Here is a 12,003-nt window from a genome sequence, read left to right on the forward strand (position 1 = left end):
TTTTGTTTGTTTTTAATTTTTAACTTTTTAAACAAGCAACTCCTAACCCAAAAGATGTAGTTCCTTTTTCATTCCTTTGCTCTATTTACTCGTCTTTCATTTCTTTCTATCATTGGTGTAGTAAATATTGGAACAATACAGGTCTTAAGTGTTTACCATAACTAAATTATAAACTATAAAAGAGGTTTTTATGAAAATCTATACAAATGATCCGATAACTGCACTAAACAGATGGGCGCACTTACTTGAAGCTATACTATTTATTGCTTTTATGGTGCCTGCAGTTACCATGTCCCAATCTACTCCATCACCAGTGAATCTTGGTACATCTGGAGATTTTGTGATTCTGGCAAAAACAGGAATCTCAGCCACGGGTGTAACACAAATTACTGGTGATATTGGAGTCAGTCCAATTGCGGCAACAGGAATAACCGGATTTGGATTAATAATGGACCCCTCCGGTACATTTTCTACATCATCTTTAGTCATTGGAAAAGTATATGCCGCCGACTATACTGACCCAACGCCCACTAAAATGACTACCGCTGTAAGCGATATGGAAACCGCGTATACCGACGCCGCTGGACGAACATTACCTAATTATACTGAATTGTACGCCGGAGATCTTACTGGGCAGAACCTCACTCCCGGACTTTATAAATGGAATAGTGGGATTCTAATCTCTGCTGGTGGTGTAACTATTTCAGGCGCTACAAGTGATGTATGGATCTTTCAAATTGCACAGAATCTAACCTTGGCTAACGGAGCCATTGTTACTTTAAGTGGTGGCGCACAGGCTTCCAACATTTTCTGGCAGGTAGCTGGCCAGGTTAATCTTGGAACCACAGCGGCAATGAAAGGAATTATATTGTGCCAAACACAGATTGTTATGAGTACGGGTTCCACACTGAATGGTAGAGCGCTCGCACAGTCTGCAGTTACTTTAGACGCCAATACCGTCACAATTAATTATGCTAATATTCCGATTGAGCTGACTTCATTCTCAGCCACAGCAGATAAGAATGATGTTATTCTTTCCTGGAGTACAACCACAGAGACAAATAATCAGGGATTTGAAATACAAAGAAGGAATACAAATAACAATGAATTTGAAAGAGTTGGTTTTGTAAAAGGTAATGGTACTACAACAGCAGTTAAAATTTATACGTTTAGTGATAAAGATATTTTAGCCGGCAATTATGGCTACCGGCTGAAGCAGGTTGATTATGATGGCAGGTTTGAATATTCTGATGAGATTGAGATCAATATAACTCGCCCATTAGAATATGTAATTACTCAAAATTATCCGAATCCATTCAACCCCACATCTGCAATTAGGTATGCTATACCAAAAATAGATTTTGTAAAAATAAGTATTTATGATATGCTTGGGAAAGAGATTAAAGTGTTAGTAAATGAGGAGAAAACTCCTGGAAATTATGAGATAATCTTCGATGCAAAAGAATTGGCAAGCGGAATATATTTCTATAAAATCAATGCAGGAGAATTTTCCCAAATCAAGAAAATGATTTTGATGAAATAAAAATCAAAAATATTTTTAATAAAAAGCCGGAGTGGATAGCCCTGGCTTTTTACTTCTCAATTGGATTAATCATTTACAATACTGCCATCCCTTAATTGCTGAATAAGCATCGAGTAAACTCACCCAAAAGATGTAGTTCCTTTTTCATCCCTTTGACCGATTGAAAACTTTCCAATTTCTAATGATAATGTAACTGGAAAAAATCCATTATTCTTTTAAGGTGGAAAAATGATAAGAGTAAGTATTTCTTCTTCGGAAGAAAAATACGTTATACAGTTAAGACACAAAATTGATTATGTAATTGAAAAGAAATTCAAAAGATCAAAATCTTTAAATAAAAGAACAGTCTATGTTTTTGTACAATTATTCTTATCAATAACAAAACTGATTTTTTTAGAACTTTTTGCAGTTGCTTTGCTGCCTAAAACTTGGTATAGCAAACTAATTGATATGAAGGCAAATCAATCGATAAATAAAAATATCCTTTTGTAAAAATAATTTAACTACATAAAAAAGAAATACTTTTTTAAATGGAAATGGATATTAACCTTGGAACAAATTATTAAAAATTCAACTCTCAACCGGATTGCCTTCATTGGAAATTATTTACCACGGCAATGTGGAATTGCTACATTTACAACTGATCTGTGCGAAGCCATCGCCGAAAAATACAGTAGTACAACATGCATTGCGCTGCCCGTAAACGATGTGTTAACTGGTTATGCTTATCCAAAAAGAGTTCGATTTGAACTTACAGAAAAAGACATAGATTCTTACTTAAGAGCCTCGGATTTTTTAAATATAAATAATGTTGACCTGGTGTGCCTGCAATTCGAGTATGGAATTTTCGGTGGAAAAACAGGAAGCCACATCCTGGCGCTCTTGCGTGGATTACGCATGCCAATCGTAACAACTTTGCACACTATACTAAAAGACCCAAACTCTGAGCAGAGGCGAGTATTGGAAGAAGTCGCAGCATTATCAGATCGTTTAGTGGTGATGAGCGAACTCGGTGCTGAATTTCTGAATGATATTTATCATGTGGCTTTGGATAAAGTCGATATGATTCATCATGGAATACCGGATGTACCATTTGTAGATCCAAGTTTTAATAAAGATTTATTTGGAGTTGAGGGTAAAATAGTTTTATTAAGTTTTGGTTTGCTCTCATCAAGCAAAGGAATCGAAACAGTTATATCTGCACTACCAGAGATTGTTGCCCGTTATCCCAACGTTGTTTATATCGTAGTTGGCGCAACACATCCACATGTTATTCAACAAGAAGGTGAAACCTACCGCTTGTCTTTGCAATGGCTGGCTAAACAGAAGGGAGTAGAAGGTAATGTTATTTTTTACAACCGTTTTGTTAATTTGGAAGAACTTGTTGAGTTCATTAGTGCTGCAGATATTTATATTACTCCCTATCTAAATGAGGCACAGATAACTTCCGGAACTTTGGCTTATACATTGGGAGCCGGTAAGGCAGTCATATCTACACCATATTGGTATGCGCAAGAAATTCTTTCAGAAGGAAGGGGAGTGTTGGTTCCATTCCGCGATCATAACGCTATGGCGGAGCAGGTTATTAACTTGTTGGACAACGAATCGGACCGGCATGCAATGCGCAAGCGTGCTTATAAGTTTGGGCGGGCGATGATTTGGTCCGAAGTGGCGCAACGGTATATGGAAAGCTTTGAACGTGCACGAACTGAACGTCGTCATTATATTCCACCAGGATTTATAGCGAAGGCACTCGATAAATATCCGGGTGAATTACCTCCGCTAAAATTGGATCACTTACAAAATATGACTGATGAAACCGGTATGTTGCAGCATGCTCTTTTTACCGTTCCAAATTATTCTCATGGATATACAACCGATGATAATGCTCGTGCTCTTTTGGTAAGTATCCTTTTAGATGAACTTGGAACCCGTGAAAGCACTGGATTAGCATCCCGCTATCTCGCTTTCCTTGGATTTGCTTTCAACGATGAAACAAAACGGTTCCGAAATTTTATGGATTACCAACGTAATTGGTTGGAAGATAAAGGTTCTGATGATTGTCATGGTCGCGCACTTTGGGCTTTAGGAACCGTATTAAATCATTCTAATACTCTTGCACTCAATAGTATGTCTGGTTGGTTGTTCGAACAAACTTTACCAAGTATTCTTCAAACTACCAGCCCGCGCGCATGGGCATTTGCTCTAATTGGCATTCATGAGTATTCACAAAAATTTGGTGGTGACCGCATGGCAGGACAGGTACGGGATGAATTGGCAGGACGACTTCTGACATTATATCAAAATAATTGTTCGGAAGAATGGCACTGGTTTGAAAAAGCACTTTCATATTGCAACGCTGCATTACCGCATGCTTTACTAATATGTGGTAAATCAATTCCTAACAAAGCGATGACCGATGCCGCATTGGAATCTCTAAATTGGCTTGCAAATTTGCAGCATGCAAGTGAAGGGCATTTTGTACCAATCGGTTCTAATGGATTTTATCAGCAAGGTGGTGAACGTGCCCGGTTCGATCAACAACCGATCGAAGCGCAAACAATGGTATCAGCTTGTTTGGAAGCCTTTAGAATTACCGGCGATAAAAAGTGGAGTAAAGAAGCCAGTCGTGCATTTGAATGGTTTCTAGGATATAATGATTTAAATCTTCCTATTTATGATCCAACCACGGGAGGTTGTAGAGATGGTTTGCATCCCGATCGTGCAAATGAGAATCAGGGAGCAGAATCTACCCTCGCCTTTCTGCAATCATTGTTGGAGTTGCGTTTGGCAAAACAGACACAATTATCTATGGAGTCATTATTAAAATAAATGTTGTTTGTTCTAATTAAAATTATGAAAGCAAGTTATAAATTTGGAAAAGCTGCGGAAGAAAAATTTCTTCGAGTTATTTTACTAACGCGTATAAAAAAAATTATATGAATCACATTTAATAAAAGAATTACACTATGAAATTATATAAGAAATTAATTATGCCTTCAGTCTTGTGTTGCTTAATGGTTCTTTTAGAAAGTTGTTCATCTTCCATACTTGTTGATGTTTGGAATGATCCTACATTTAATGAATCTCCTTTAAAGAAAATACTTATCATCGCTATAAGAAAAGATCCTGTTCAAAGGAGAATTTGGGAGGATGCTTTTATTGGGGAGTTATCCAAACATGGTGTTAAAGCAACATCATCTTACAGTTTGTTCCCAGATGCATTACCGGATTCAAATCAAATATTTGAGACTGTTTAACAAAATGAATTTGATGGAATATTAATGACTCGTCTTCTTCGCAAGGAAACGGAAACACATTATGTGGAGAGCTATGTTACTTCAGAGATGAAAACAAGATACAACCCTTTTAGAAAAATATATTCCACATATTATCAGGACGTTCAGCATCCTGGTTATATTGATTCTCAAATTGTCGATCGTAGAGCAATAGAAGTTTGGGTGATTAGAGATAAAGAAAGAATAATTTGGGGGGCTACAAGTAATACTCCTGAACGGAATTCAGTGGAAGCTGTTAAAATTGATATTGCTAATCTTGTGATATCTGAATTAGTGCGAAATTCAATTATTAAACCTTAGAGGTAAAAAGATGGTGCAAAATACAATTGAAAAAATTGAAGAGAAGATTTTTAATTATGATTCCTTTATTGACAAAGATAAAATTGAGATTCTGAATTTGCTGGCATCACTGAAGCATGAAATGACGAAGTTTTCGGACACTCATACTGAACATGCTGAGAGTATTACTGGATTTATCGAGCTCTCAACAAGTGAAGTAATGCGCAGGGAGAAAAATCCAGCCCAACTAAAATCAGCAGTTGATAGCTTGTCTGCTTCGGTGAAAGGCTTTGAAGAATCACACCCGCAATTAGTAGAAAATGTGAATTACATTGCCAGTGTATTAGCTAACATGGGAATCTGAAATATTATGAATGGAAAGCAAATAGTAATTGGAATATTTGAAAATGAGTCATATGCTCTAATTGCCAAAAGAGATCTAAGAGCAGTTGGCATTAGTGCATATATACTAAAAGATGGTGGTGGTGTATTTTTCCCTTTGTTGAGTCAAGCCGAAGGAGTGCAACTGATTATCCCTGATACTCAATTAGAAGAAGCTAAGAAAATACTTCAAACAAAATTTATTTGACAAATTAAGGAAGGTTCAAAATCATGAATTCAAAAAATGTTGGAATCAGCATACTAATTATAGGTTTAGTGATGACACTTTATACCGGATATAATTATGTAACAAGAGAAAAAATTGTTGAGGTTGCTGGAATTCAAATAACAAAAGAAAAAGATCATTCGGAAAGTTGGTCTCCATTTATCGGTATAGGAGTAATGGTAATAGGCGGGATTGTTTTTACATTTAGTAAGAAAAATAATCCAGGGTAAAAGTAAATTAAATTGTTAGCTGGTCGAAAAAAATGATAGCGAAGATTTACATAGCACGGAGAAAAATTTGAAGAAAAAAGTTGGATTGTGGATTGACCACAAAAAAACGGTATTAGTAAGCATTACTGGTGAAGTGGAAGAGATTAAGACAATCACTTCAGATATGGAAAAACATGTCAGATTTTCAGGTTCAGCCCAAAATTATTCAGAAGAGGACCAGTTGGATAGAAGATTCACTAACCATCTTAACAAATACTACGATGAGGTAATTTCTTTTGTTCGGGATGCAGAATCGGTTCTGATAGTTGGACCTGGTGAAGCGAAAGTTGAATTCAAAAAACGTTTAGAGAATGAACCGCAAATTGGAAGGGTAGTTAACCTTGAAACAACCGACAAGATGACTGAACCCCAAATCGCAGCGAAAGTCCGTGAATACTTTTTAAAATAACGATTCTAAATAATTAGGAAACAAAAGTTGGATATTGATTAATTTTGTCACGCAATTAAAATACAGTAATCTATTTAAACAAATAACCTTGGGAGCGTTGGGATTAATAGGGGCAAGTATTATCCTAATCATTACAAGTCGGCACGGTGCAGGTTTAACACCAGACTCAGTCGCTTATATATCAGCTGCAAGAAATTTAGCTGAAGGTCATGGTCTGCTTACATTTAATGGTTTATATTTAGTTGTTCAGCCTCCTCTGTATCCAATCATTTTAGCTATAATAAAAAAAATAATATTGATAGACCCGCAAATATCAGCAGGTTATTTAAATGCTGTTCTTTTTGGATTTATAATATATCTGTCTGGATTATTATTGTTAAGATATTTGAATTCATTTGTGTTGGTGTTTTTAGGAACTGTGTCAGTACTAATTTCATATACACTTGTTCAAGCTTCTTTGATGGCATTGTCAGAACTTCTTTTTATTTTTCTTGTGCTTTTATTTTTTTATAATTTTGGTACATATCAATCAAAGCGGAACTTTGTTTCCCTTTTCCTTTTTTCGGTTTCCACAGCCTTGGCTTGTATTACTCGTTACACCGGTGTGGTTATTATTTTAACAGGTATAGCCGGCATCCTTTTGTGGGGAAGAAATAACATTAAAGAAAAATTATGGCATTCATTTATCTTTATTCTTATCTCTGTATTGCCAATTACTGTTTGGATAATTAGAAATTATTCTATTTCCGGTACCCTTGTTGGAGAAAGAGCAGCTTCTTCCTATACTCTATTTGAGAATTTTAGATTTTTAATCAACACAATTCTGCCCTGGTACTTTCCATTGAATTACACCGGACTATATTTTGTTTTTATAATTCTAATTGTAGCAATGTGGCTTTTATTTGGATTAGATTCAGACAAATCTTTGAACAGAGAAGCAATTAAACTAATTAGTCCAAGTCTTTTCTTTGTAATTTCCTATACTTTGGTCATCGTCATTTCATCAACTACAACAGCTTATGATCAAATATCTGATCGATTACTCTCTCCGATTTATGTTCCCATAATTTTCATTTTGTTTTTTATTTCCGATAAAATTTTAAGTTGGCTAACTAAATCTTTTCATTTAAAATCATTAACCGTTTTCTTAATTCTAATTTTAGTTCTGTTGATGGGAAACCCTGTCAGTAGTTCAGTACATATAATTAAAGAGTATATAGAGCAATCCGGTCTTGGATATAGTGGTGCTTTATGGAGGGCAAGTGAAACAATTGAATATCTTAACCGGCATAAGATATTGGAAAAACATTATACTTTATTTAGTAATGAACCGGATGCTGTTTATATTCTAACAAATTTAAATACTAAGCGAAGTCCCGCCAAAACATTTTACAATTCTCCTCAACTTTTTTTTAATTATCCAGACCAAAAGGATATTTGGCAAAATGCTAAAAATATATGCCTCATTTGGTTAAATGAAACTAATCGCAGCTTCCTTTTTACAATTGATGAACTACAAGAAAACATAAAGATGACAGAAATTGCACGCCTGAAAGATGGGGAGATTTATACTTTTTCAATTAATTGATATTATCAGACAAATTTCAATACCAAAGGATGTAGTTCTTTTTTCATCCTTTTGGACTATTGCTTTTGTCTACGATTATACCCATTCTTTTGATGGTTAATAGTAATAATGGTTAATAGTAATAATTGTTCATCTATAAGAATAATTTAAATAAAGATTTAAAAGATGGATACTGATTTTAGAACAATTAGCAATGATGAGATAATTTAACCGATGAAAAAGTCTATCCCAAAAGTAATCATTGTATCGATATTTGACTCACCGGAATTGCATACATCAGCCAATATAATCGATGCAGACGGGTTTATTACAAAATCGCAGATAGGGGAAAAACTTATTCCAATGATCAAAAAACTATTTCCAAAATTAAATATGAATGGTACAGAATAGATACATTGATACATTATTACATCAAGTCGTAATTCCTGAAGTGAAAACAATAAGAGAGCATTTTTTATTTTATTTTTTCAGAGGAGAAGAATGGTAATGAAATCAAATAACAAAAAAAAAGCTTCAATTAAAAATTCATCTGCCGCAAAAAAGAAATTGAAATCCGTAGACGTTCAGTTGAAAGATCCAAAACAGATTGAAACTGAAGAACAAAAGAAAACTGCACATCTCAAGATTAAATCGGTTCCAATTCAAGAAGGCGATAAAGTTAGTAAAACGAGGAGAGTTAAACGTGATAGCACAGAACTCAAACAAGCGGAGGTAGCTTTGAAGATTAGCGAAAATAATTACCAGAATCTTTACGAGAATGCCCCGGTTGGTATTTATCGCACGAAGATTGACGGTTCTAAAATTCTTGAAATAAATAATACAGCATGCACAATGTTGGGTTTTACAAAAGAAGAAATGCTTAGCCAACCATCTGCTATACGATGGGCAGATATTGATAGACGAAATGAAATAATTACAATTCTGAAAAAATATGGAGTTGCAAATAACTTCAATGCGGATATTTTAACAAAAGATGGTTCAAAAATATCGTGTTTACTTTCCATGAATATGAATAAAACGGCTGGTTATCTCGAAGGTTTTATAGTGGATATTACAGAGCGTAAGCGCGCTGAAGAAGTAATTAACGATAATGAAAAACGCTTTAGAGATCTGATTGAATCGTTACCCCAACTTTTTTGGACTTGCAGGGTAGATGGACCATGCGATTATTTAAGCAAACAATGGGTGGAATATACCGGAATACCTGAAAAAGAACAGTTGGGCTATGGATGGCTTGAACAGCTTCATCCCGATGATAAAGACAGAACGGTTTCCGAGTGGATGGAAAAAGTAAAAACCGGAGAGAGCTTCGATATTGAATTCAGGATAAGAAGAGCCGACGGTATCTATCGATGGTTCAAAACAAGAGCCGTGCCGATGCGGGACACAAATAATATTATTATTAAGTGGTTCGGTTCCAATACTGAGTTTGATGGCTTGAAAAGAAGTCTGGAAACGCAGGAGAGATTAGTATCAACTATTGAATCATCAACAGATTTGATTTCTTATGCTGATTTAAATGCCAACATTCTTTATATGAATTTAGCTGGTAAGAAAATCCTCGGACTCAATGCTGATGATGATATTACTAACTCACATTACGCAAAGAGAAAGAAAGGTATTAAATTTCTGGTGACAAAAATCAGAGGTATGCGATGAAAAAAGAACTCTTAGAACTGTACACAGATTATTTAATGAGTTCATTTTCTTATACGACAGCCACGGGTCTATCAGTAATGTCAGAAGGGAAAATTAGTCACGATAAAGTAACCAGGTTTTTGAGTTCAGAAGATTTTACCCCAGCAGGACTATGGGGGTTAATCAAACCAACAGTAAGAGAAATAGAGTCCGCCTCTGGCGGAGAAGAAGGCTTAATAATAATAGACGACACGATAGAAGAAAAACCAAGTACTGATGAAAACGAAATTATCTGTTGGCATTTTGATCACAGTCAAGGAAGATCAGTCAAGGGAATAAATATTGTTTCAGCGATCTATTATAATAATGGGTATAGAATCCCAGTAACATTTGATATAGTGCGAAAGACAAAAACTGTGATTGATGAAAAGACAAAGAAAGAAAAAAGGATTAGTGAGAAAACAAAAAACGAACAATACCGGGAAATGCTAAAAGTATGTGTTAAAAATAATATCAAGTTCAAGTATGTACTCAATGATGTTTGGTATGCCTCAAGTGAGAATATGATGCTTATCAAAATAGAGTTAAAAAAAGATTTTATAATGCCGATAAAGACAAATAGAAAAATAGCGTTAAGCGAGAAAGATAAACTATTGGGGAAGTATGTTACAGTAAGTACACTCGAACTGAAAGAGAACCAGCAACAAGAAATCTATATAGAAGGAGTCAGCTTCCGGCTTTTGTTAATAAAGCAAGTCTACAAAAACGGAGATGGAAGTCAAGGTGTTCTTTATTTGGTCAGTAGCGATCTAACATTAACATACGAACAAATAACAACAATCTATCACAAACGGTGGAAAGTAGAAGAATACCACAAGACATTAAAGCAGCACGTCAGCTTATGCAAGTCTCCGACTAAAACAGTAAGAACGCAAAGCAATCATATTTTTGCTTCGATATATTCGTTTTTCAAGTTGGAATATTTGAGTCTGAAGTCGGAGTTGAACCCAACAGCATTGCGAGCTAAATTGTATCTTACTGCAAATCGTGCAGCTTTTAATCAACTGGAAAATCTCAAAGTTTCTTTCGCTATGAAATTCTAAAAAATATAACTATACGCATCGGGTTGCGTAAGGTGAGTGATTAAATTAAGGTTGCATAGTGTGGGGAGCCCCCAAAGCACGAGTGCAAAAATAAGATATGTTTAAGTTATTACAAAACATTTTTGAATTTATTTTTGATATTTAGAAACCGATACACATTAAATAATGGCATACAGAATTATAAATTGTGAAACGTCAAAGGTCAGACGATAAACGAAAAGACAGAACTGGTAGAGTTTTTAGTCCCGATTCGCGGGATCTACGCTTTGCTGCGATTTTGAGCCTTATTCAGTGTTGAGTTTTGAGCCTGCCTGACCTGCCTGACGCCTGCCTGCGGTAGGCAGGCGGTAGGCAAGTGCTTAGTTTTTAGTTGAGATTCGGGGAATTAGGACTAAGAACCAATTAACTCAAATTTTTAGAATTACAGTTACGCTTATAAGCGTTACGCCATTAAGCGTAATATATATTGTTTGAAAAATGGATCATCGAAGGAATAATCATTTTTATTCTTTTCATAATCAGTCCGCTTAAAGCATTACTATTCTCTTTGTGTACCTTTGTGATTAAGACCTTGTGTTACTTTGTGAAATAGTAGCAGTACCACAACGTTTCACAAAGGATTCAGAAAGTATCGCTAAATTTCTATTCCCATTCATCCGTTCTGATTTTATTTTCTTCTAAACCTTTTGAAAGTAAATATTTTATAAATGATTTTATCATTATCGGTGGACCGGAGATGAAATAGTCGCCGTATCCGTTGATTATTTTAATTTCTTTTTTATCTTCTATTACGCAAAAATGCGTTACGCTTTAAATCGTAATTGTCGGATACTTAGAAATTTCAACCTTTCTTATATTAAAACTCCTCAGTTGTTACTTTAAGAAGGAATTCTTTTACTTCATATTCAGGAACAGGGTTACTGGAAAATTCTAATTCTTCACTGTAGTCAATATCATCAAAATATGACAATTGCTGGAGTAAAAGCTTTGGAGCAAAAAGATCACCATAAAGCTCTTCTGCTTTTTGTGAAATTTGTTCTAAAGTATGATACGATTTCAAAATAAAAAACAAATCCACATAATCTTTCCACTTCGCTCTTCCTCCGAGCGCAAATACCTTCATTGCACCTAGTATAACGTTTCATATAAACATTGACATTAATATTCTAAATTTATATCAAACTTTTTCCAACGGAAGACAACCGGAACATCATTTATCTCTTTAATCCAAAGAATGATTCTTCGTTTTAACTCAGCCTTATCATAGA

Annotated in this window: 14 protein-coding genes; 13 read left to right on the plus strand and 1 reads right to left on the minus strand. The window is 35.0% G+C overall.

Annotation, left to right across the window (positions count from 1 at the left end):
- Positions 1-190: 190 nt before the first annotated feature.
- From NTX22_07440 to NTX22_07500, 13 genes are all read left to right on the plus strand, one after another.
- Positions 191-1,543 (plus strand): ice-binding family protein, encoded by a 1,353-nt coding sequence (locus tag NTX22_07440; protein MCX6150335.1) that lies wholly within the window; start codon positions 191-193, stop codon positions 1,541-1,543.
- Between the two features lie 228 nt (positions 1,544-1,771).
- The gene (locus NTX22_07445) at positions 1,772-2,035 is read left to right on the plus strand and encodes a hypothetical protein (GenBank protein ID MCX6150336.1); all 264 of its coding nucleotides are present in this window, start codon (positions 1,772-1,774) and stop codon (positions 2,033-2,035) included.
- Between the two features lie 57 nt (positions 2,036-2,092).
- The gene (locus NTX22_07450) at positions 2,093-4,375 is read left to right on the plus strand and encodes a glycosyltransferase family 4 protein (protein MCX6150337.1); all 2,283 of its coding nucleotides are present in this window, start codon (positions 2,093-2,095) and stop codon (positions 4,373-4,375) included.
- A gap of 137 nt (positions 4,376-4,512) precedes the next feature.
- Positions 4,513-4,803 (plus strand): hypothetical protein, encoded by a 291-nt coding sequence (locus tag NTX22_07455; GenBank protein ID MCX6150338.1) that lies wholly within the window; start codon positions 4,513-4,515, stop codon positions 4,801-4,803.
- Between the two features lie 24 nt (positions 4,804-4,827).
- On the plus strand, positions 4,828-5,142 hold the full coding sequence (locus NTX22_07460) for a hypothetical protein (protein MCX6150339.1): 315 nt from the start codon (positions 4,828-4,830) through the stop codon (positions 5,140-5,142).
- A gap of 10 nt (positions 5,143-5,152) precedes the next feature.
- A complete protein-coding gene (locus NTX22_07465) occupies positions 5,153-5,485 on the plus strand; it encodes a DUF4404 family protein (GenBank protein ID MCX6150340.1) in 333 nt (110 codons plus the stop codon).
- 6 nt (positions 5,486-5,491) lie between these two features.
- On the plus strand, positions 5,492-5,710 hold the full coding sequence (locus NTX22_07470) for a hypothetical protein (protein MCX6150341.1): 219 nt from the start codon (positions 5,492-5,494) through the stop codon (positions 5,708-5,710).
- Positions 5,711-5,733: 23 nt separating this feature from the next.
- A complete protein-coding gene (locus NTX22_07475) occupies positions 5,734-5,958 on the plus strand; it encodes a hypothetical protein (protein MCX6150342.1) in 225 nt (74 codons plus the stop codon).
- 67 nt (positions 5,959-6,025) lie between these two features.
- The gene (locus tag NTX22_07480; protein ID MCX6150343.1) at positions 6,026-6,406 is read left to right on the plus strand and encodes a hypothetical protein; all 381 of its coding nucleotides are present in this window, start codon (positions 6,026-6,028) and stop codon (positions 6,404-6,406) included.
- A 97-nt stretch (positions 6,407-6,503) separates the two neighbouring features.
- A complete protein-coding gene (locus NTX22_07485) occupies positions 6,504-7,994 on the plus strand; it encodes a glycosyltransferase family 39 protein (protein ID MCX6150344.1) in 1,491 nt (496 codons plus the stop codon).
- A gap of 213 nt (positions 7,995-8,207) precedes the next feature.
- Entirely contained in the window at positions 8,208-8,384 is a 177-nt protein-coding gene (locus NTX22_07490) for a hypothetical protein (protein MCX6150345.1), read from the plus strand.
- A gap of 96 nt (positions 8,385-8,480) precedes the next feature.
- Positions 8,481-9,653, plus strand: coding sequence for a PAS domain S-box protein (locus NTX22_07495; GenBank protein ID MCX6150346.1), 1,173 nt, complete (start codon positions 8,481-8,483; stop codon positions 9,651-9,653).
- Complete coding sequence (locus tag NTX22_07500; protein MCX6150347.1) at positions 9,650-10,735, plus strand: transposase; 1,086 nt, start codon at positions 9,650-9,652, stop codon at positions 10,733-10,735. Before NTX22_07495 ends, NTX22_07500 begins: the two co-directional genes overlap by 4 nt.
- Before the next feature lie 856 nt (positions 10,736-11,591).
- Here the strand turns inward: NTX22_07500 and NTX22_07505 are convergent.
- Positions 11,592-11,858: a hypothetical protein gene (locus NTX22_07505; GenBank protein MCX6150348.1), complete on the minus strand. Its 267-nt coding sequence runs from the start codon at positions 11,856-11,858 to the stop codon at positions 11,592-11,594.
- Between the last annotated feature and the right edge of the window lie 145 nt (positions 11,859-12,003).

The organism is Ignavibacteriales bacterium (genome assembly GCA_026390815.1).
GTDB lineage: Bacteria > Bacteroidota > Ignavibacteria > Ignavibacteriales > SURF-24 > JAPLFH01.

Coding starts and splice junctions, on each gene's coding strand:
- NTX22_07440 (MCX6150335.1), top strand. CDS start 191: ATGAAAATCTATACAAATGATCCGATAACTGCACTAAACAGATGGGCG.
- NTX22_07445 (MCX6150336.1), top strand. CDS start 1,772: ATGATAAGAGTAAGTATTTCTTCTTCGGAAGAAAAATACGTTATACAG.
- NTX22_07455 (MCX6150338.1), top strand. CDS start 4,513: ATGAAATTATATAAGAAATTAATTATGCCTTCAGTCTTGTGTTGCTTA.
- NTX22_07460 (MCX6150339.1), top strand. CDS start 4,828: ATGACTCGTCTTCTTCGCAAGGAAACGGAAACACATTATGTGGAGAGC.
- NTX22_07465 (MCX6150340.1), top strand. CDS start 5,153: ATGGTGCAAAATACAATTGAAAAAATTGAAGAGAAGATTTTTAATTAT.
- NTX22_07470 (MCX6150341.1), top strand. CDS start 5,492: ATGAATGGAAAGCAAATAGTAATTGGAATATTTGAAAATGAGTCATAT.
- NTX22_07475 (MCX6150342.1), top strand. CDS start 5,734: ATGAATTCAAAAAATGTTGGAATCAGCATACTAATTATAGGTTTAGTG.
- NTX22_07490 (MCX6150345.1), top strand. CDS start 8,208: ATGAAAAAGTCTATCCCAAAAGTAATCATTGTATCGATATTTGACTCA.
- NTX22_07495 (MCX6150346.1), top strand. CDS start 8,481: ATGAAATCAAATAACAAAAAAAAAGCTTCAATTAAAAATTCATCTGCC.
- NTX22_07500 (MCX6150347.1), top strand. CDS start 9,650: ATGAAAAAAGAACTCTTAGAACTGTACACAGATTATTTAATGAGTTCA.
- NTX22_07505 (MCX6150348.1), bottom strand. CDS start 11,858: ATGAAGGTATTTGCGCTCGGAGGAAGAGCGAAGTGGAAAGATTATGTG.